General features: G+C 63.0%; 17 protein-coding genes. 9 read left to right on the forward strand and 8 right to left on the reverse strand.

What is annotated here, in order from left to right; genetic code table 11:
* On the forward strand, positions 1-1352 hold a 1352-nt coding region (locus GWP04_02035), incomplete at its 5' end, for a PQQ-binding-like beta-propeller repeat protein (protein NIA24329.1).
* Positions 1353-1721: 369 nt separating this feature from the next.
* On the opposite strand, the gene GWP04_02040 is transcribed toward GWP04_02035, so the two are convergent.
* Positions 1722-2474, reverse strand: a complete 753-nt coding sequence (locus GWP04_02040) for an AAA family ATPase (GenBank protein ID NIA24330.1) — start codon at positions 2472-2474, stop codon at positions 1722-1724.
* A 212-nt stretch (positions 2475-2686) separates the two neighbouring features.
* On the opposite strand from GWP04_02040, the gene GWP04_02045 reads away from it, so the two are divergent.
* Entirely contained in the window at positions 2687-3142 is a 456-nt protein-coding gene (locus GWP04_02045; GenBank protein NIA24331.1) for a hypothetical protein, read from the forward strand.
* Positions 3143-3335: 193 nt separating this feature from the next.
* Here GWP04_02045 and GWP04_02050 read toward each other — a convergent pair whose 3' ends face one another.
* Positions 3336-4073, reverse strand: coding sequence for a methyltransferase domain-containing protein (locus tag GWP04_02050; protein ID NIA24332.1), 738 nt, complete (start codon positions 4071-4073; stop codon positions 3336-3338).
* A gap of 83 nt (positions 4074-4156) precedes the next feature.
* Positions 4157-4738 carry a DJ-1/PfpI/YhbO family deglycase/protease gene (locus GWP04_02055; protein ID NIA24333.1) on the reverse strand — a complete coding sequence of 194 codons (582 nt, stop codon included), beginning with the start codon at positions 4736-4738 and terminating at the stop codon, positions 4157-4159.
* 323 nt (positions 4739-5061) lie between these two features.
* Between GWP04_02055 and GWP04_02060 the strand changes: the two genes are divergently transcribed.
* Entirely contained in the window at positions 5062-7773 is a 2712-nt protein-coding gene (locus tag GWP04_02060) for a pyruvate, phosphate dikinase (GenBank protein ID NIA24334.1), read from the forward strand.
* Between the two features lie 71 nt (positions 7774-7844).
* On the opposite strand, the gene GWP04_02065 is transcribed toward GWP04_02060, so the two are convergent.
* The 5 genes from GWP04_02065 to GWP04_02085 all read right to left on the reverse strand — a co-directional run bounded on the left by GWP04_02065 (position 7845) and on the right by GWP04_02085 (position 12927).
* Positions 7845-8750, reverse strand: a complete 906-nt coding sequence (locus GWP04_02065; protein ID NIA24335.1) for a hypothetical protein — start codon at positions 8748-8750, stop codon at positions 7845-7847.
* Positions 8751-8776: 26 nt separating this feature from the next.
* Positions 8777-9337 carry a sigma-70 family RNA polymerase sigma factor gene (locus GWP04_02070; GenBank protein ID NIA24336.1) on the reverse strand — a complete coding sequence of 187 codons (561 nt, stop codon included), beginning with the start codon at positions 9335-9337 and terminating at the stop codon, positions 8777-8779.
* A gap of 243 nt (positions 9338-9580) precedes the next feature.
* Complete coding sequence (locus GWP04_02075) at positions 9581-10369, reverse strand: hypothetical protein (GenBank protein NIA24337.1); 789 nt, start codon at positions 10367-10369, stop codon at positions 9581-9583.
* The gene (locus tag GWP04_02080; protein NIA24338.1) at positions 10366-11082 is read right to left on the reverse strand and encodes a DNA-3-methyladenine glycosylase I; all 717 of its coding nucleotides are present in this window, start codon (positions 11080-11082) and stop codon (positions 10366-10368) included. The genes GWP04_02075 and GWP04_02080 overlap by 4 nt, the downstream gene beginning before the upstream one ends.
* Before the next feature lie 48 nt (positions 11083-11130).
* Positions 11131-12927: an acyl-CoA dehydrogenase gene (locus GWP04_02085; GenBank protein NIA24339.1), complete on the reverse strand. Its 1797-nt coding sequence runs from the start codon at positions 12925-12927 to the stop codon at positions 11131-11133.
* A gap of 265 nt (positions 12928-13192) precedes the next feature.
* Here GWP04_02085 and GWP04_02090 point away from each other — a divergent pair, with 265 nt between their 5' ends.
* The 6 genes from GWP04_02090 to GWP04_02115 all read left to right on the forward strand — a co-directional run bounded on the left by GWP04_02090 (position 13193) and on the right by GWP04_02115 (position 20005).
* On the forward strand, positions 13193-14944 hold the full coding sequence (locus GWP04_02090; GenBank protein ID NIA24340.1) for an ATP-binding cassette domain-containing protein: 1752 nt from the start codon (positions 13193-13195) through the stop codon (positions 14942-14944).
* Positions 14941-16728 carry an ATP-binding cassette domain-containing protein gene (locus GWP04_02095; protein NIA24341.1) on the forward strand — a complete coding sequence of 596 codons (1788 nt, stop codon included), beginning with the start codon at positions 14941-14943 and terminating at the stop codon, positions 16726-16728. Before GWP04_02090 ends, GWP04_02095 begins: the two co-directional genes overlap by 4 nt.
* 231 nt (positions 16729-16959) lie before the next feature.
* Positions 16960-17871 (forward strand): cation diffusion facilitator family transporter, encoded by a 912-nt coding sequence (locus tag GWP04_02100; GenBank protein ID NIA24342.1) that lies wholly within the window; start codon positions 16960-16962, stop codon positions 17869-17871.
* A 315-nt stretch (positions 17872-18186) separates the two neighbouring features.
* On the forward strand, positions 18187-18381 hold the full coding sequence (locus GWP04_02105; GenBank protein NIA24343.1) for a hypothetical protein: 195 nt from the start codon (positions 18187-18189) through the stop codon (positions 18379-18381).
* A complete protein-coding gene (locus GWP04_02110) occupies positions 18378-19259 on the forward strand; it encodes an ATP-binding cassette domain-containing protein (GenBank protein NIA24344.1) in 882 nt (293 codons plus the stop codon). Before GWP04_02105 ends, GWP04_02110 begins: the two co-directional genes overlap by 4 nt.
* Complete coding sequence (locus tag GWP04_02115; GenBank protein NIA24345.1) at positions 19256-20005, forward strand: hypothetical protein; 750 nt, start codon at positions 19256-19258, stop codon at positions 20003-20005. The genes GWP04_02110 and GWP04_02115 overlap by 4 nt, the downstream gene beginning before the upstream one ends.
* Positions 20006-20085: the final 80 nt, after the last annotated feature.

A 20085-nucleotide genomic window follows, 5' to 3' on the forward strand; every position in this document is an offset into this window, starting at 1 on the left:
TTCCTCTTGCTCGTTTTGGTGACGCCCGCACGGTCGGAAAGCAGGTCGGGTCCGTCGATGGCCTGACGATGTTCAGGGGGAATCCAAGCCGCACGTTCTACGGGGAGGGTCCGGTTCCCGACAAGCCGACGGTTCTGTGGAGGTATCCGGATGCGGCAATGTGTGGTCGGTCGACCGTCCATGGAGAGTCGAACCTATGGTGCGGTACGGGGTGGACGGGCCAGCCGGTCGTCTGGTTGCGTCACGACGGTGTCACCGAGATCATCATCGGTGCCTACGACAAGGCCGTTCACTTCATCGATGCGGATACCGGGACCGACACCAGGCTGCCATTTCCCGCCGGTGATCTCGTCAAGGGTTCCGGTTCGCTCGATCCGGACGGGTATCCGCTGTACTACTTCGGATCGAGAGACAACAACCTGCGTGTCCTCGCTCTCGATCGTGATGTTCCCACCGAGCTGTGGGCCCTCAACGCCAACGTCGTCGCCGGCATGTGGAACAACGACTGGGACAGCGATCCGGTGATCATCGACGACATCCTGTTCGAAGGCGGCGAGAACAGTTACTTCTTTGCGTACCGGCTCAACCGGTCGTACGGTCCGGACGGACTGGTACAGGTGAATCCCGAGCCGCTCATCCAGTTTCCTGTCTTCACCGACGAGCTCGTCCGGAAGCTGGGAAGGGAGCAGAGCATCGAGAACTCGGTGGCCGTATACGAGAACCGCGTGTACTTCGCCAATTCGGCAGGGAGGGTCGTCGGGCTTGACCTGACCCGGATCGACGAAGGGGAGGCCCCAGTGGTGTTCGACTATTGGGATGGTGACGACACGGACGCCACGATCACGATCGATCGCGAGGGGATGCTGTATGTCGCCATCGAGATGCAGCGGTTCAACGAGCGGTCGAGAGAGGTAGGGCAGATCATCAAGCTCGACCCGTACACGGATGGTGACCCTCGGCTGTGGGGGGTTGCGGTTCCTCCGGTCGGCAATGACGAGGGAGGTGTGTGGGCGACTCCGGCGCTTGGCGACGGGGTGCTCTACGTCGCCACCCACCCTGGGGAGCTCCTGGCGATCGACACCGAGACCGGCGAGGTCGTGTGGCGCGACGAGATTGGTTGGCACGCCTGGTCGTCACCAGTGATCGTGGACGACACGCTGATCCAAGCGGTGAACTGTGGGGTGGGCGGGGCGCTGCGAGCCTACGACCTCACGAACCCCCGCGCTCCCGTGCAGGTGTGGGAGACCGATCCGGTGGGCGGATGCATCGAGTCGACCCCGGCGATATGGAAGGGGCGGATCTACGTGGGGTCTCGGGACGGGTTCTTCTACGCGTTCGCAGACGGGAGTTGACCGTCCGGTCGTCAAGAAGCCCTGAACCCTGGGCTCAGGGGTACCCTCAGGGTACCTACGAGCCCAGGGTTCGAAGAGGGGCTCAGCCCAGCCAGCGGACTCTGCACCATGTGCGTCGGTCGCAGGAAGGACACGTCATCCATCTGCTGTACCGACGCCAGGGAAACCAGAGGGTCAGATCCATGATCCGGCGGAGAGCGTCCGTGATCGGGGCTCTCACTGCAACCCCACACGATGAGCATTCAATGAGCACCGTTGCGGCTGAAGAAGTCGGCTCATGGGAGAAGACGGCTTCGCGCCCGTCGTCTTCGGCCGGCAGGTCGACGGGTGGCATCTCGAACAAGGCTCGTTTTCCTTGAGGGTCCTCTCTCACAAGCGCTCCTGGATTGTGACAGCCAGTTCTCGGTATGCCTGCGCGGCGTGCGAACAAGGGGCGTACTCGAGGACGGTCTTGCCGAGTTCCGGCGCTTCGGCGACCCGAACCGTCTTGGGGATCGGTGGCGGCAGGACCTCGAGGCCATATTGCTCCGGAAGCTCTTGGAGCACCCGCTGGGCAAGGCGCGTGCGCCCGTCGTATATCGTCGCCACGGCACCAAGGGTATCGAGCTTCGGGTTTGTGTAGGACCGAACGTCGTCGACGGTTTCGAGTAGCTGCCCCACGGCGCGTCGGCTCAGAGTCTCCGGCTGCACAGGAATGAGGAGGGACTGCGCTGCGGTCAAACCGTTGATCGTGAGGAGCCCGAGGGACGGGGGACAGTCGATGACGATCAGGTCGTACTCGCTGCGTAGCGGGCGCAGCGCCTTCGAGAGGACGTGTTCCCGGCCGGTTCTGGTGAGCAGATGCACCTCGGATCCCGCCAGATCGATCGTCGATGGGAGCAAGTCGGCCCCTTCGAGGTCGAGTCGTGCCTTGCCTGCAGTTGTGCGGTCCAGCATCATGTCATGAACCGAGAGATCGAGCGCATCGGCATCGATTCCCATGGAGTACGTGAGGCACGACTGAGGATCAAGGTCCACCAAAAGTACATCGAGGCCCAGGTCCGCGAAAGCAGCGCCGAGGGTCTGGACGGTCGTCGTCTTGGCGACCCCACCCTTCTGATTGGCGACCGCGAGGATGGTCATAGAGCGAGTGTAGGTGGCGTCGGGATGTCGGGAGACGGCAAGTGATTGTGTCCTGACGGTTCCTCGGCGTCGATCTCATGGCTGTCGTCGTCGCCATCTCGACGCTGGATGCCGGCAGTACACGTGGCTGGATCGCAACGTCCGCACCCGCCTTCTGACGGGATCGTGGCGATTCGATTCCCATGGCCGTATGGTGGAAACGGAGGTAAGTGATGACGGAGTTCTGGAGGAGATGGCTGATCGTGGCGGCTGGGGTCACTGCCCTGGCCGGGTTTGGATTCGCGGCTTCGACGGCGGCGGGAGCGACGGGGATACTCGGCGCCATCTTCGACTTCGTCTATCTCCCGGGTGAGCTGCAGGCTCCTGCCGGCGAGGTTGCGTCGTTCGCGATCGGCGTGGCGGGCGCGGTGATGATGGGATGGGCGGCGATGATGCTCATCCTGCTCGGCGGTCGGAGTACGAGTGCCCTGCCCTCGACGTGGTGGGCGTTGACCGTCGGCTTGCTCGTCTGGTTCGTCGTGGACGTCATCGTGTCGATCACCTCGGGCGCCATCGGCAACGTGGTCTTGAACGTCGTCTTTCTCGCGCTGTTCACGCCACCTCTCATTGCCACGCGACCTGGCCGTGGCTCGGCCGCGACCGGCGGAGCTTCGACTGCCCGCACATAACCTCGGGTTGTGTACCCATGAGGATCGTGCGCCGGGGCGCGCCGGCCATGCAGACCGGAGCCTGGATGTGCTCGGGATGATTCGTGGCGGTGATGTCGTGGTGCAAGCCTTCGTCAGGATCGGATGGGTCTGGGGTGGGAGACGGCACGCGACGAAGGATTACCGGTACTTCGCCCGGTCAGGGCGGTGACCCTCACGTTTCCGGTCTCCGGTAGATCGATACGTGTTGTTCGCTGCGTGCGGTGAATGGGTGGCACTTCCAGTCCCCCCACCGATGCTCCAAATCCAGGCCTGCCAGCCGGGCCATGAGGTCCAGCTCGGCAGGGTATGCGTAGCGAATCGCGACCGGGAAGAAGTCGATGGAGTCTTCGGAGAGGATGATCTTCTGACTGTGCACCAGCTGGTTCGCCTGATCGTGCAGATCCACGTTGAGCGTGGCCGATTCCGGCTTTACCTCGGTTACGTGGGTCCTCTGGCCTCGGTCGAAGCGGGTCACATCCGGGACGAACGCCTCGATCAGGAAACGTCCTCCCGACAAGAGGTGGTTGGCGACCCGGCTGAAGCAGCGCACCTGGTCGTTTTGGGTGAGCAGCGCGAAGAACGTGTTGAATACCACATAGATCAGCGAAAAGGAACCCTCGACGGGTACGTCCGCGAAGTCGCCGATCACAACGGGGATGTCCGCGCCTCCAGGTTTCTCGCGAAGCCGGGAGACCATCGCCGTGGATGCGTCGACACCGTGGACTTCGACTCCGCGTGCACGAAGCGGTAGTGCAATCCTGCCGGTGCCGATTCCCAGTTCGAGAACAGGACCGGCACCGGCGAGGTCGCTCAGCAACCCCACGGCGTCACCTGGATCGTGCTGCTCATACAGATCGTCGTAGACGTCGGCAATACGGTCGCCGTACGTGGATGCTTCATAACCGTCCATGCGCCGATGCTGGCAGAACTCACGGGACGACGCGGGGTGTTTTCGAGAGACGCCCGTGTAGTGCGGGCGTCTCTCGCTCTCGCTCAGCCGGTGAGGATCTTCGTGCCTAGAAGTTCGAGGAACATCGCCAGCCATTTCGGATGGGCCGGCCATGCCGGTGCGGTCACGAAGTTCCCGTCGACGACCGCATCGTCGATTGCGATGTCTGCGTACTCCGCTCCGGCGTTGGTCACGTCGGGTCCTACGGCCGGGTAGGCGGAGATTCGCCGACCACTGATGACGCCGGCTGCCGCGAGCACCTGGGCGCCGTGGCAGACCGAAGCGATGGGCTTGCCGTGCTCTGCGAAGTGTCGGGTGACCTCGATGACCTTCGAGTCCAGCCTGATGTACTCCGGAGCCCGTCCTCCTGCAATCAACAGGGCGTCGTAGTCGGCAGGATCGACGTCGGCGAATGTGGTGTTGAGGGTGAAGTTGTGCCCCGGTTTCTCACTGTATGTCTGGTCGCCTTCGAAGTCGTGAATCGCGGTACGAATCTGCTCTCCGCTCTCCTTGTCCGGACACACCGTGTGCACGGTATGACCAACCATCTGGAGCGCCTGGAACGGCACCATCGTTTCGTAATCCTCTGCGAAATCCCCAACGAGCATGAGGATCTTCTTGGCCATGAGCTTTCCTTCCTCGCGACCATCCGCTGGCCGCTCTTCTGTCCATACTCGCGCGTGCCGACACGGCTTGGGACAGGAACGGCAGGTTTTCGGCATCTGCGGGTTCTTGCCTGACCCTGCGCAGGAGGTCTGCCTCGAGGAGAAACGGGGGCTGAGGGTGACCCGCTCGCGCGGAACCGTTGGTGGAAGAGGGGGTCCTTCGCCGTGCGAAGGCAAATAGGGATTCCGGCCACGTCCTTCGGTAGCATGGCCTCCAGCACCGGAGCCGCCGGAGCTGCGGTTTGTCGCGGCTGCCCTTCAGCCAGAGATTCGAGGAGATCACGATGACGAAATGGGTCTACGCGTTCGGTGAGGTAGCGGACGCAGAAGAATACGCGGGTTCTTGGGAAGGCGTTCGGGGACTCCTCGGCGGTAAAGGGGCGAACCTCGCGGAGATGACCCGGATAGGGGTGCCGGTGCCACCCGGGTTCACGATCACCACTGAAGCCTGCAACGCGTTCCTCGACGCGGGCGGTTCGTTCCCACCGGGTATGTGGGAGGAGGTGCTGACCGCGCTGCATGCCATGGAGGAGCAGACCGGCAAGACGTTTGGCGACCCGGAGAACCCGCTACTCGTGTCCTGTCGTTCCGGAGCGAAGTTCTCGATGCCCGGAATGATGGACACGGTGCTTAATCTCGGCATGAACGATGAGGTCGTCGAGGGGGTTGCTCGACTCACCGGTGATCTTCGGTTCGCCTACGACTCGTACCGCCGTCTCATCCAGATGTTCGGGACCGTGGTGCTCGGCGTGTCCGGCGAACCGTTCGAAGAGGTTCTGGCGAGACACCGCAGCCAGTTCGGTGTCACCAACGATGCCGAACTCCCACCCGAAGCCATCAAGGATGTTGTCGCCGAGTTCAAGAAAATCGTTCGGGATGAAGCGGGCATCGAGTTTCCTCAAGATCCCTACCAGCAGTTGGAGCTGGCGACGGAGGCCGTATTCAAGTCCTGGAACAGTCCCAGGGCGTTCGCGTATCGCAAGGCCGCGAACATCGCAGATGATCTGGGTACTGCGGTCAACATCGTGACGATGGTGTTCGGGAACATGGGCAGCGACTCTGCGACGGGTGTTGCCATGTCGCGCAATGCCACGACAGGTGAGAAGACGATCGAAGGCGACTACCTGGTGAACGCCCAAGGCGAGGATGTCGTTGCCGGTGGTCGGGTGACCGACCCCGTTCAGAAACTCGCAGACGACATGCCGGAGATCTGGCAGCAGTTCAGCGATATCGCTCGGAAACTCGAGCAGCACTATCGCGACATGCAGGACATGGAGTTCACGATCGAACGCGGGAAACTGTGGCTGTTGCAGACTCGCGACGGAAAGCGCACCGCGCAGGCTGCCGTCAAGATCGCGGTCGACCTGGTGGAAGAGGGCTTGATCACCAAGGAAGAAGCGGTGATGCGGGTCTCGCCCGAGCAGGTCGACTTCTTCCTGCATCCACAATTCGAGGCGGGCGCTCGCGCTGCCGCCGCCGAAAGCGGCACGCTCGTTGCCAAAGGTCTCAACGTTTCGCCTGGTGCTGCTGTGGGTGTGGTCGCGTTCGACGCCGACTTGGCCCAGCAGTGGGCCATCGACGAAGGCGAACAGGTGATCATGGTTCGTCCGGAGACCAAACCGGACGATGTGCACGGCATGCTTGCCGCCAACGGCATTCTGACGAGCAGGGGTGGCAGGACATCACATGCTGCTCTCGTCGCCCGACAGTTCGGCAAGCCGGCAGTGGTCGGCGTTTCGGAGCTGGATATCGACATGGACGCTCGGTCGATGTCGGTCGGCGGCAAGACGATCAACGAGGGCGACTGGATGTCGATCGACGGATCGACCGGCGAGGTGTTCATCGGCCGCCTGGATACGAAGGTTCCCGACATCTCCGACCCGGCGCTGATGACACTTCTCGAGTGGGCCGACGAGATCCGTCGGCTGGACGTCTGGACCAATGCCGATTACCCGCGCGATGCCGAGCGAGCTCGTTCGTATGGTGCCCAAGGCATCGGCTTGTGCCGTACCGAGCACATGTTCTTCGAGCCGGAGCGGTTGCCGTACGTGCAGGAGATGATCATGGCCAAGACCGCGGAGGAACGCGAGGCGCCACTGGCCGTGTTGCTCCCGTTCCAGCGAGATGATTTCGCCGGTCTGTTCCGGGCCATGGACGGGCTTCCGGTGATCATCCGGCTGATCGATCCGCCGTTGCACGAGTTCCTGCCGAGCCACGAGGACCTGGAGGCCGAGCTGACCGACTTGCGTGCCAGGCTCGTCGCTGGTGAGGAAAGTGATGCGATCCATTCGGCGATCACCGAGAAGGAGCGGATGCTCGAACGCTCTGAAGCGCTGCACGAATCCAACCCGATGTTGGGTTTGCGCGGTGTGCGGCTCGGAATCGAAATGCCGGAGCTGACCCGGATGCAGGTTCGGGCGATCTTCGAAGCCGCCATCCAGGTCAAGAGAGAAGGCGTAGATCCGCACCCGGAGGTCATGATCCCGCTGACGAGTCACGTCAACGAACTGAAGCGGCAGCGCTCGGTGCTGGAGGTCGAGGCCAAGAGGGTCATGGAAGAGCAGGGTATGGAGGTCGACTACAAGTTCGGCACGATGATCGAGATCCCGCGTGCGGCGTTGACCGCCGACGAGATGGCCGAGCATGCCGAGTTTTTCTCCTTCGGGACCAACGATCTGACCCAAACGACATTCGGGATCAGCCGAGACGACGCGGAGACCGGGTTCCTGATCAGCTACCTGGAGCAAGGGATCCTGCCAGAGAACCCGTTCGCCAGCCTCGACGAGGCCGGTGTCGGCAAGTTGATGGGTCTCGCCGTCGATGCGGGAAGAAAGACTCGTCCGGAACTCGAAGTTGGAATCTGCGGGGAGCACGGTGGCGACCCGTCATCCATCGACCTGTGCCATCGGCTGAACCTCGACTACGTGAGTTGCTCGCCGTTTCGGGTGCCGGTTGCCCGACTGGCGTCCGCTCAGGCGGCGGTGCGCCACCGCTGACCACACCTGGATGGAGAGAAGAGGGGCGCCCGGCCGGGCGCCCCTCTCGAGTGGATGGTCACAAGTGGTACTTACGGATGTGTGCCTCCCATGGCTCCACCGTTGTCGCCCAACCCACCGGAGCCGCTGCCCAAACCGGGCATCGTTGGCAATGTCGGGGGCATCGTCGTGGGCATCTCGGGGGCGGTGATCGTCGGAGCCTCAGGAACGGTGGTCGTCGTCACCGATTCCGGTCCGTGCGTGGCTCGCCGGGTCATTTCGCAGGTTGCCTCTCGAACCTGACGTGCCGTCTCCGCCACGTGTTGAACGTTGATCTGCTTCTGCTTCATCTCTTGAGACATGCGCTGCAGCATCTCGGCCACCTGATCCCGATACTGCTGCGTGGCCTGGTAGGCCTCGGCGTTGGCGCGCTGGGCGGCGACATGCTCGGCCGCCTCCTGCAGCGCCGAAGCCGCCTGTTCGAGACCTCGATCACGATCGAGTCTTCCGATCGCCTTACCTGCGAACTCGAGACCTTCTGCGACGTGGTTCTGGACAATGAGTCGTTGTGCTTCCTGCAGCCGCTCAGTGGTACCACCGTTGAACAGGCCGACGTGCTCGAGAGCGATGTCGACTCCGTACAACGGATCGCCGGGCGCCGACTGATTTGCGACGGCGCCGACACCACCAGTCACTGCGGCCAGCGCAACAGATGCGGCCAATAGCTTGGCCAGGATGGTGAAAAAGAAACTCGTAAACACGGTACGTCTCCTCCATTGATATCTCTTTGATTCCCGGCTTCGAGCCGGGCTTGGGGAGAGACGGGCAGCTTCCGCAGCCGCGGCGATATGCCGTGCGCCGGTCGCGTCATCGATGAATTCGGAACCGGTCACCCGTATCCGTTCGACCAGCGCTGCGACATCAGCGAGTTCGATAGGAGCGTTCCCGTCGAGGATCGCTTCGATCTCCTGGTCGCTGAGGTTGTGGAACTTTGCCATCTCGTGTTTGTTACCGTTCGAGCGCCTCAATTGGGTACGTCCTTTGGGAGTTTTCTTCGGAGGGCGTTCAGTCCTCGGCGTTGGAGCGCCTTGACCGCTCCGGGACGTTTTTTCAGGATGTGTGCGATCTCCGACACGGTGAGACCCCCGATGATGCGCAGGGTGAGGACGTCACATTGGTCTCGTGAGAGGCCTTCGAGCATCTGTCGGATGTCTTCTGTGGCCAGGCCCGCCATGGCTTCAGCTTCGGCGGGCTGCTGAGGGTCTGATGCTGCGTCGAGTTCGCGATCCTCCCCGAGGAGGTATTCTCTGCGCCGGGATCGTTGCCGCCGTTCATCGATGAGACGGTGATGGGCGATCATGAAGACCCAGGAGCGGAAGGCAGCCTCGTCGCCTTTGAACGTTTTGATGTTTCGGGCCAGTTGCAGGAATACATCGCCAAGGCGGTCTTCAGGGTCGGAGGCGCCCCGCGATCTGAGGTAACCGAGAACTTGTCCGGCAAGGTCGTGGTAGAGGGCCTCCCACGCCCAGTTGGCTCCCGTCTGGGCGGCGGCGAGCACCGAATCGAAGCTTGGTCCGATCACCATGTGAGGATGAGTATGGCGGCACCGGAACTGGCGGAGTCTGCCAGAGCGGTTCGCGGGCGGGACCGTGCGTCTGTGCAGGATGTCGCGCCAGACCGCAGCGGAGCGGGGTCCCCATGCATGCACTCGTTACCGCCAGACGGTGGCGAGAGGGTACGGCCAACCCCCACACTCCCGAACCCAGGGCTCAGGGGTACCCCAGGGGTACCTAGGAGCCCAGGGTTCAACGTTCTTCCTGCCAAGGCACTACCAACCGATCCGGACCCCGATGGCGGTGACCAGCGCGACCATCAGGCCCACACCCATTTGCGTCCAACCGATGACCTTGGCCGGGACCGGCGGCATCGTCAGAGAGACGACCGCAACGATGCCGAGAAGGCCGATCGCCACCGCACCGAGCCAGGGGGCCACTCCGACGGCGGCACCTGCTGCAACGACTCCGAGAGCGCCGAGCTGCACCGTGTAGATTCGCGCTCGATCAACGGGCTTGTCCTTGAACCTGCGGACCATTCCCCGAGCAAGGACGATTCCGGCGATATCTCTTGCTGCGAGGACGAGCCAGAGGCCGAACGCCGGGGCCCACTCCCATCCTGCTCCGATCGCGATCGCCGCCACGGTGGATCCCATGGCGATTGATCCGGTCAGTTGCGGGGCCAGCGCACGGTTTTGGCTATGGGCGTCCGCGCGCAGCGAGAAGGCCGCAAGGGGCACTGCGATGAGCAGCGGCCACCAGAACGGGCCGCGTGTGGTGATGAGGGCGCCGGCGGCGCCGGCGATTGCCACGGCCGAATAGACGGCCGCGACTGCGAGTGCCGCGGTGGACCGGGGAAGCCATCGACCACGGATAACGTCGGTGGAGAAGAGTTTGACGGGTCGTCGAGCCAAGAAGACGCCGAGTGCGGCCGCCGCGATTTCCCATCCTGCTGCCGACGGCGCGATGAGAAGCCCCAGGATGATCGGTTCCAGCGTGAAGCCCCACCCGCCGTGCTCGGTCGGCATCGCCACAGACCGCAGGCGGACGGAAGGGGTGGTCATCGCAGCCTCTCCGCTTCGACGGCCGGCCTGATCGAGCAGCCATCGAGGTGATCGTTCGTCATGCCGACGGCCTGCATGAAGGCGTAGATGACGGTCGGTCCGACAAATCTCCAGCCCCGGCTGCGCAGGTCCGCGCTCAGTGCCTTGGATTCTTCGGTGACGGCGGGGATGTCGTAGGTGGGGGCAGGTCCGGGAGTCGGTGAAAACCGCCGCAGGTACTCCGTCAGGGATCCGAACTCGTCGATCATCCCCAGAGCAAGCCGGGCGTTTGCGATCGTCGCTTCGATCTTGCCTTTGTGTCGGATGATGCCCGGGTTCGCCAGAAGGCGTTCGACGTCTTCGCTGTCGTAGGAGGCCACCGCCTCGATGTCGAATCCCTGGAACGCCTCTCGAAAGGCTTCCCGCTTGCGCAGAATCGTGATCCAGGCGAGCCCTGCTTGGAAGGCATCGAGGCTGATCTTCTGAAACAGGGCCCGGTCGTCGGTGACCGGGTAGCCCCATTCGTCATCGTGGTAGGCCATGTACAGGGGGTCGTCCCCCGGCCACCAGCATCGGATGACCCCGTCGGGTCCGATTCGCAGTCTGTCGTTCACCGGCGAGATGATACGGGGATCGGAATCCGACGGCCTGTCGACTGGTTGCAGGAGGTCGCTTCGGGATCGCTCGCGGGCTCCCTGTCTTCCTTGTCGTTGCCGGCCCGCGCGCCGGTTCATTCACTTGTGGTCCTTCCGGCGAGACTCACCCGGCGGGCAGTCCGATGTTCAGAACTGCTCGGGCTCGAGAGCGGCGAGCAGATCATTGCCTGCAGTGACCGCTCCGATGAGTGCTGTATCCTGGGGAAGGAGATGCTCGGCGTAGAAGCGTGCAGTGACGATCTTCGCTTCGAGGAACTCCTTGTTCTCGGCTCCCTCGTCCAGCAGCGCGGACGCGATGAGTGCCTCTCGTGCCAGGTAGTAGGCCCCGAGCGTCGATCCAAGCATGCGGAGATAGGGAGTTGCCCCAGCGAGTGCCTGGTTGGGATCCTGCATCCCGTTCGCCGCAAGCCAACCTGTTGCCTTTTCGACCGCTTCGACCGCCGAAGCCAGATTGGTGCGAATGGCCGAAAAGCGCTCCCCGGCAGCTTCGAGTTCGCCGTCGATCGCCTTCATCTCGCCGATGAGGCCCATGATCGGTGCTCCGTTCGCCATGGGGAGTCTCCGTCCCACCAGATCTATGGCCTGAATGCCGTTGGTTCCCTCGTAGATCGTGCCGATACGAGCGTCCCGGTAGTACTGAGGGATACCGCTGTCCTCGATGAAACCCATGCCACCGTAGACCTGCGAGGCCAGACCGGTGATCTCGACACCCATGTCGGTCAGCCACGCCTTGGTGATCGGGGTGAGCAACTCGGCGAAGAGCTGATACTTCTGCCGTTCCGATTCATCCGGATGGCTTGTGGCCAGATCGAAGGCAAGTGCGTTCGTGAGCTCGATGGCTCGCATCGCGTCGAGTTTCGCTTTCATCGTCATGAGCATCCGCCGCACATCCGGGTGCTCGATGATCGCGACGGAAACGGTCTTGGGTGCACCGATAGGTCGTCCCTGAATTCTCTCCTGTGCGTACTGCACGGCGTTCTGGTAGGCGACCTCGCCGATGCCGGTGCCGCTGATGCCCACTTCGACCCTGGCCGCGTTCATCATCGTGAACATGTAGTACATGCCCTTGTGCTCTTCGCCGACGATGTAGGCGACGGCACCTTCACCATCGTCTCCGTACGCCATCACGCAGGTTGCCGAGGCCCTGATCCCCAACTTATGCTCGATCGACACGGTCTTCACGTCGTTGCGTTCGCCAAGCGATCCATCTGGATTCACGAGATACTTCGGCACGACGAACAGGCTGATTCCCTTGGTGCCTGGGGGGGAGCCGGGCGTTCTGGCCAGTACCAGATGGATGATGTTCTCGGTGATGTCTTGGTCACCCCACGAGATGAATGACTTCGTACCGGTCAACCGGTAGGTGCCGTCCGGCTGAGGGATCGCTTTGGTGGTGAGCGCTCCAACGTCCGATCCGGCTTGGGGCTCGGTGAGGTTCATGGTCCCGGACCATTCACCAGACACGAGTTTCGGGACGAACGTCGCGATCAGATCGTCGGAAGCGTGTTCGATGAGCGCGTGCGCGGCTCCCTGGGTGAGCCCGAGCATGATCGAGAGACTGGCGTTCGTGGAATCGAGCATCTCCGTGATCGCAGCGACGATGACCTGGGGGAGTTGACCGCCACCGTGTGCTTCGTCGAAGGGGGCGCTGAGCCATCCGTTCTGGGCGGCCATCTCATAGGCTTCCTTGAAGCCTTCTGGTGTGGTGACCACACCATCCGCGAACGTGGAACCGACTTCGTCGCCCGGCTGATTGAGGGGGAACCATTGTTCGGTCAGGAACTTGCCCGCCTCGCTCAGGATCGCGTCGACGAGATCGGCGTCCAGCTCCGAATAGCGAGGAAGCGCGGTGAGGCGATCGATGCCGATGAGGTGATTGAGGACGAAGCTGAATTCGTCGAGGGGTGGTGCGTAGACGGTCATCGCTTCCCTTTCTGTATCACCTGGAGGACCACATGGTCACTCCGTGTGGGTCAACCCGAGGATCCGGGAATAGTTTGCCATTGTTTGCATTATCGCACTATGTGCTTGCATTTGCAAGCTGTTGGCCCCCTTCATGACAGCACGATTACGGCGAGCGCGTTCCCTGTACGCCGGGTTGTCGACGTCCCTTCGGCGGAGGTGTGGGTGGGTGGCGGGAGAATATTCGGCCGTTCCCGGAGGTGCCGACCGGTAGCCTTCTCCTCTCATGCTTCGTCGGTATCTGACTCTGCTCGTTGGCTATCTGCGGCCGCTGCGCGGTCGTGTTGTCGCGCTCACCCTGCTGCTACTCGCGGGGATCACCTTTCAGCTGGTCAATCCGCAGATCGTGCGACGATTCATCGACGGAGCAACGTCGGGTTCGCCTCGTTCTGCTCTCGTTGTCCTGGCGGTGGTGTTCATGGCGTTGGCGGTGGCGCAACAGGCATTCTCCGTCTTTGCCACCTTCCTGGCGGAAACGGTGGGGTGGGCGGCGACGAACGAACTGCGTGGTGATCTGGCCGGCCATCTCCTTCACCTCGACATGGGATTCCACAAGTCCCACACCTCTGGGGAGCTCATCGAGCGGATCGACGGAGACATCACAGCCCTGTCGAACTTCTTCTCCCAGTTCGTCATCCACGTCGCCGGGAACCTGGTGCTCCTCCTCGGAATCCTGGTGCTCTTGTTCAGAGAGAACGTGTGGATCGGCATGGGGATCTCGGTGTTCGCCGTGACGGCGCTCGTAGGAATGGTGAGTATCCAGGCTGTTGCGATGCCGTGGTGGAAACGCGTTCGTCAGAAGAGCGCCGAGTTCTACGGATTCCTTGGTGAGCAACTCGGCGGGACCGAGGACGCACGGGCAAACGGTGGTGTCGCGTTCATCGTCGAGCGGTTCACCCGGCACCTGCGCGAATGGCTCCCCGCTTCCGTTCGTGGCTTCATGGGGTGGGCACATCTGTGGTCGACCAACGTCCTGCTGTTCTCTGCGCTCACCGCATTGGTGTACTGGCTGGGCTCCAGGTTCTTCGGAGCGGGGGCGTTGAGCATCGGCTCGGTGTACCTGGTCTTCTCCTACAGCGAACTGATGCGACAGCCCATGGATCGCATTCGCACCCAGATGCAGGATCTTCAGAAGGCTTCCGCGGCCCTCACCAGGGTCGAAGCCCTCTTCGCCCTCGAGTCGCGTCTGCCGCTGGACGGAACGATGCTGCTTCCCGCCGGTGCGCTCTCGGTGGCGTTCCGGGGTGTCTCGTTCGCCTACCACGATGGAGACGACGGATCCGGCGAGATCGTTCTGCACGATCTCACCGTTGCGCTTCGAGCTGGAAGGGTTCTTGGCGTACTTGGGCGTACCGGCAGCGGGAAGACGACGCTGGCCAGACTTCTGACGCGCCTGTATGACCCCGTCGAGGGCACGGTGACGCTTGGGGACGTGACGCTGCGACACACGGATATGGCGGATTTGCGCCGGCGGGTGGGAATGGTCACGCAGGACGTCCAGCTCTTCCATGCGACGGTTCGGGACAACCTGACCTTCTTCGCCCCGGAGATCGACGATCGGCAGATCCACGCGGTCCTCGACGAGCTCAAGCTGTCCGAGTGGGTGCAGGCCCTGCCCCAGGGTCTCGACACGACTCTCGAGGCCGGAGGCGGCGGATTGTCCGCGGGCGAGGCGCAGCTTCTCGCTTTCACCCGCATCTTCCTTCGAGACCCCGGCCTGGTCATTCTGGACGAGGCGTCGTCGAGGCTCGATCCGGCAACCGAGCAACTCATCGAGCGTGCCGTCGACCGTCTCATGGCCGGTAGAACCGGGATCTTGATTGCCCATCGGCTCTCAACGGTGACGCGCGCCGACGACATCCTCATCCTCGAAGGCGGCAAGGTCGTGGAGTTCGGAAGCCGCGAAGCACTCGCGCAAGACCCCGACTCTCGGTTCTCGTTCTTCCTGCGGGCCGGCATGGAGGAGGTGCTCGAATGAAACGCGACCGCTTGACCCTCCATCTGATGTGGAGGCTGATTCGGTCACAGCCGGTTCGTTACCTCGGGAACGTTGCCGCATGGGCGACGGTATGGGTAATGCCGGTGATACCTGGGCTGATCACGAAGGCCTTCTTCGACCGCATCACCGGAGACCAGACGGCAGGCTTCACCGTGGGAACGCTGATAGCGTTCCTCGGCGCCTACGCGGTCGCCCGTGTCTGCGTCATCCAGTTCGGGATGTTCAACGACGAGAACTTCCGTTTCCGAGTCGCAGCGTTACTCCGCAGGAATCTGCTCGAGCGGATCCTCGAACTTCCCGGCGCTCGTGCGATCCCCGACTCGCCGGGGGAGGCGATCAGTCGCTTCCGCGACGACGTAGATCAAGTTGCGGAGACGATTTCGTGGACGACCGACATGATTGGCACGGTGACGTTCGCAGCGGTTGCGGTGGGAATCCTGTCGTCGATCAACGCGCACATCACTCTCATCGTCTTCATCCCGTTGGTGTTGGTGATCGTTGCCGCCGAGCGAGCGGGCACCCGTATTCGCGCGTACCGGATAGCGGCTCGTGAAGCGACCGGTCGCGTGACCGGTGCAATCGGGGAGATGTTCCGATCGGTGCAGGCGATCAAGGTGGCCGGGGCCGAAGAAGGCATGATCGGCCACTTCCGCAGACTCAACGACGAGCGGAAGGTCGTCGCGGTCAGAGATCGAGTGTTCACCGCGATCCTCGAATCGATTTTCTGGAACACGGTCAACATCGGGACCGGGATCATCTTGATCCTGGCCGCGGGCACCATGAGCCCCGAGGGGACGTTTACGGTCGGCGACTTCGCGATCTTCGTGTATTTCCTGACGTTCGCGACCGATATGGTGCATTTCATCGGGCTGTTCATCGCGAGGCTTCGCCAGTCGTCTGTAGCGTTCGATCGTCTGTATGAACTGCTGCAAGGCGCACCAGCGGACCGGATGGTGGCGCCCCGAACGCTGCATCTCACGGGCGATGTCCCGCCCCTCCCCGACCCTCCGGAGCGAGAGCCTCTCGAGCGACTCGAGGTGCGCGGACTCACGTATCGATACCCCGGGACCGGCAACGGGATCGAGAACATCGACATGACGCTCGAGCGGGGAAGTTTCACAGTCATCACCGGGAGGATCGGTGCCGGCAAGACGACGCTGGTGAGGGCACTCCTGGGACTGCTCGATGCCGGCGGCGGGGAGATCTTCTGGAACGGTCGTCGTGTCGACGACCCGGCTACGTTCTTTGTGCCGCCCCGCAGCGCATACACCCCGCAGATCCCGTTGCTGTTCTCGATGAGCCTGAGGGACAACCTCGCGATGGGCTTGCCGGTCGATGACGATGCGATGGTCGCGGCGATGCATGCCGCCGTACTCGAGCCGGATGTCGCCGCCATGCCGGAAGGCCTGGAGACGCAGATCGGCGCGCTTGGAGTTCGACTGTCCGGCGGACAGGTCCAGCGCACTGCAGCGGCACGTATGTTTGTGCGGCAACCGGAGCTGTACGTGTTCGACGACCTGTCGAGTGCACTCGACGTGGATACGGAACGCACCCTGTGGGAACGTATGTTTGCTGATCGCGAAGAGGCAACCAGTCTCGTCGTGTCCCACCGTCGGGCAGCGCTTCGGCAGGCCGATCAGATCATCGTGCTGGAGGGGGGCCGTGTCTCTGCCGCGGGGACTCTCGACGAGCTGATGGAGTCCAGCAAGGAGTTGCGTCGCCTGTGGTCCGATGAGCCGATCGGGGTGGAAAAGGAGGACTGATCGCCATGAGAGCCTGTTACCTCGGATCGTTTCGCGTCCCTACTCCATGTCGTGGACGCTGTGGAACGACGCTGCAGCGTCCTGTCCCGACACGCCGGCGGCCAGGTGATCGTTCGGGTGTCTGCCGTCACAATCGGCAGGGCCTTCCACCGGTGAGCAGCAGAGAGGTTCCCTGGTACGGATCCAGCGCCCTGTGGAAGCTGCTCCGACCCGTGTGAGGCGTGCCTCTCTGTGGGTATCCTGCGGGCCGTGAACGTGCGCGCCGAACGAATCCACACCGTACGCAAGACCTTGTGGATCGTTCTCGGCCTGAATCTGGCGGTCGCCGGCGCCAAGCTCGGCTACGGGGTGGTTTCGGGATCGGTGGCGATGACCGCGGACGGGTTCCACTCACTCTTCGATGGATTGTCCAACGTGATCGGATTGCTCGGGATGGCCATCGCCGCGCGACCTCCGGATGAGGGGCATCCGTACGGCCACGGCAAGTACGAGACGTACGCTGCGGCAGCGATCGGAGGGGTACTGGTCGTCGTTGCATGGGAGGTCGGCCGCAGCGCCATCGAAGGACTCACCAGCGGTGCTCAGCCACCCGTCGTCACCTCGATCTCGTTCATCGTGATGTTGGTGACGCTGGCGGTGAACATCGGGGTGACGATATGCGAGCGTCGCGTCGGCAAGCGGGTGGGCAGCGATCTCTTGCTCGCCGACGCCAGCGACACCGCCTCGGACATCATCGTCAGCCTCGGTGTGATCGGGAGCCTCGTGGCCGTCCGGCTCGGCTATCCGGCGGCCGACCCGATCATCGCACTTCTCGTGGCCTTGGCCATCGTACGCACCGCGATCTCCGTTCTCGCACGTGCCGAAGCGACGTTCTCGGATCGGGCACGTCTCGAAGCAGACGAAGTCTGCCGGGTCGTGAGCACCGTGGAGGGTGTGCAGGGATGTCATTCGGTTCGGACCCGAGGCTCGATGTCGGAGGTGTTCGTCGACCTGCACGCAGAAGTCGACCCCGATGCCACCGTCGAGGAGGGGCACCGCATGAGCAGGGCCGTCATGGAACAGGTTCGTGAGGCGTTCCCCGAGGTGGTCGACGTGCTCGTGCATCTGTGTCCATCCGGGATCCGACACTCGAAATCGGAATGATCACGTCCGTTTGCGGGCCTTCCAGATCTCTTCGGATGGCCGGCCAAGCGGAGACGTACGCAGTCCCGCAACCATCTTCGAGCGCATCCTTGCTGTCGATGTCGGGGAGGAGCCCGAGTTCGGTCTCGGCCATGTCCCAGACACCCCACGACGGTTCGCTCGCCCAGTTGCGTTCCCCGGCTGCGACGTAGTCGCCGGCGGAGTCGTTCCACGCGCTGCGGTTGCGTTGGATGTAGTCGGGCAGGTCCATCGAGGCTCACCATATCCGGCCGTTCCTGCAAGGCTATGATTTGGTGATCGACGAAAGGAAGTTCTTTGGCAATTCCGTGGGCAGCCTTGGCTCCGGTGATAGCGCTTTCCCTCGCCTTCGTCGTCTACTGCTGGATCGATATCGCCCGATCGAACGTGCGATATCTCCCCAAGTGGCTGTGGGCGGTCATCTGCATCATCTCCGTGCCCGCCGGGGGCATCGTCTATCTGTTGATCGGCCGGGAAGAGGGAAGTCCGTGATCGTTCAGACCACCGGCCTCGTCAAGGAGTACGGCTCCACGACCGCCTTGGTGGGGATCGATCTCGAGGTGAGTGAGGGCTCGGTGTACGGATTGGTCGGGCCGAACGGCGCGGGCAAGACGACGCTGCTCGCGATCCTCTCCGGACTGCGGCGCCCGACGGCCGGGTCGGTGCATCTGGGTGTTTCTCTGGCCGAGAGGGCCGTGCTTCCGGACACCCCGCAGTTCGACAAGTGGCTGACCGGTCGAGAGGTCGTCGATCTCGCTCGGAACCTGTCAGAGCGCTCGATCGCCGAGTCACGCGTAGGAGAGGTTCTGGAGCTGACCGGACTCATCGACGCGGCGGGGCAGAAGGTTGGCGGGTACTCACGCGGCATGCTTCAACGCCTCGGACTTGCGGCAACCGTCGTGGCCGAACCAAAACTGCTTCTTCTCGATGAGCCGTCGGCCGCACTCGATCCGGCCGGCCGTCGAGAGGTGCTGGATCTCGTTACGAAGATTCGTGGAGAAGCGACCGTCGTGTTTTCGAGTCACATCCTCTCCGATGTACAAGAGGTCTGTGACACGGTGGGAATCTTGGATCATGGCCGCCTTCGGTTCCAGGGGCCGATCGGTGAACTGTTGAGCGGCCGGGCGGCACCCGCGTACCGGGTGCGTCTTCGGCCTCCAATTGGGCCTGTGGTTGTTGCTCTCGAATCGGAGGCCTGGGTACGGCATGTTGCCGTGCTCGGCGATGGTGATGTGCGCGTGTCGGTGAGTTCGCTGGAGGCTGCGGAGCGACATCTTGCGGGTGTGCTTGCGGGAGCGGAGGCGCGTGTCGTGTCGATCGCTCCGGAGGCCGCAACGCTCGAAGAAGTATTCCTGGAGCTGACCGGATGAACCTCTGGCGGCTGGAGTGGCTTCGATTGTGGCGCACCAAGCGATGGATCGTCCTGGTGGGTGTGTATCTCTTCTTCGGGTTTGTCGGCCCCCTCAGCGCTCGCTACCTCAACGAGATTCTGGCCCGGACCGCACAGCTGCAGGAAGGTGCGGTCATCAAACTGCCGCCCCCGACTCCTGCCGATGGGATTGCCCAGTACGTCGGGAACATCGCGCAGCTGGGCATTCTGGTCGTGGTGGTCGTCACTGCCGGCGCGTTCGTGATGAAACCGGAGATGGCAACGTTCCTCCGTACGCGCGTCGACGGGATGGCCCGGTTGCTCGCCCCGCGGTACGTCGTCAGCGTCGTCGCAGCCACCGGAGCGTTCCTGCTGGGGACCGGCGCGGCGTGGTATGAGACAGGTGTGCTCCTCGGTGGTCTTCCCGCGGGAGGCATGTTTGCCGGCATCGGCTACGGGGTCCTGGCACTCTTGTTCGTCGTGTCGGTGGTCGCTGGCGTGTCCTCTCGGTCCAAGAACACGCTTGGGACGGTCCTGATCTCCATCGTTGTCCTACTGCTGCTTCCGCTGGTCGGTCTGATTCGTGGCGTGGCCGAGTGGGTGCCCACGTCACTGATCTCTGCGATGAGTGATCTTGCCCGAGACGCCTCTCCGGGCGATTTCACGAAGGCGGCGATCGTGACGGTGCTTCTGACCGTGGGGCTGTTGTGGTTCGCGGTGTGGGGGCATGCGCACCGCGAGGTGTGAATCCGGCGGCCGGCGTTCAGTGAGTTGCCGGTTCCCACGCCCGTGAGTCTCCAGCAGCGAGTTCTCAGTTCTCGGTAATC

The sequence above is a fragment of the Gammaproteobacteria bacterium genome (assembly GCA_011682695.1).
Lineage (GTDB): Bacteria > Actinomycetota > Acidimicrobiia > Spongiisociales > UBA4744 > BMS3Bbin01.

Excerpts from the sequence above, each read along its gene's own strand:
- GWP04_02040 (NIA24330.1), bottom strand. The coding sequence starts at position 2,474 with ATGACCATCCTCGCGGTCGCCAATCAGAAGGGTGGGGTCGCCAAGACG.
- GWP04_02045 (NIA24331.1), top strand. The coding sequence starts at position 2,687 with ATGACGGAGTTCTGGAGGAGATGGCTGATCGTGGCGGCTGGGGTCACT.
- GWP04_02050 (NIA24332.1), bottom strand. The coding sequence starts at position 4,073 with ATGGACGGTTATGAAGCATCCACGTACGGCGACCGTATTGCCGACGTC.
- GWP04_02055 (NIA24333.1), bottom strand. The coding sequence starts at position 4,738 with ATGGCCAAGAAGATCCTCATGCTCGTTGGGGATTTCGCAGAGGATTAC.
- GWP04_02060 (NIA24334.1), top strand. The coding sequence starts at position 5,062 with ATGACGAAATGGGTCTACGCGTTCGGTGAGGTAGCGGACGCAGAAGAA.
- GWP04_02065 (NIA24335.1), bottom strand. The coding sequence starts at position 8,750 with ATGGCAAAGTTCCACAACCTCAGCGACCAGGAGATCGAAGCGATCCTC.
- GWP04_02070 (NIA24336.1), bottom strand. The coding sequence starts at position 9,337 with ATGGTGATCGGACCAAGCTTCGATTCGGTGCTCGCCGCCGCCCAGACG.
- GWP04_02075 (NIA24337.1), bottom strand. The coding sequence starts at position 10,369 with ATGACCACCCCTTCCGTCCGCCTGCGGTCTGTGGCGATGCCGACCGAG.
- GWP04_02080 (NIA24338.1), bottom strand. The coding sequence starts at position 11,082 with ATGAACCGGCGCGCGGGCCGGCAACGACAAGGAAGACAGGGAGCCCGC.
- GWP04_02085 (NIA24339.1), bottom strand. The coding sequence starts at position 12,927 with ATGACCGTCTACGCACCACCCCTCGACGAATTCAGCTTCGTCCTCAAT.
- GWP04_02090 (NIA24340.1), top strand. The coding sequence starts at position 13,193 with ATGCTTCGTCGGTATCTGACTCTGCTCGTTGGCTATCTGCGGCCGCTG.
- GWP04_02095 (NIA24341.1), top strand. The coding sequence starts at position 14,941 with ATGAAACGCGACCGCTTGACCCTCCATCTGATGTGGAGGCTGATTCGG.
- GWP04_02115 (NIA24345.1), top strand. The coding sequence starts at position 19,256 with ATGAACCTCTGGCGGCTGGAGTGGCTTCGATTGTGGCGCACCAAGCGA.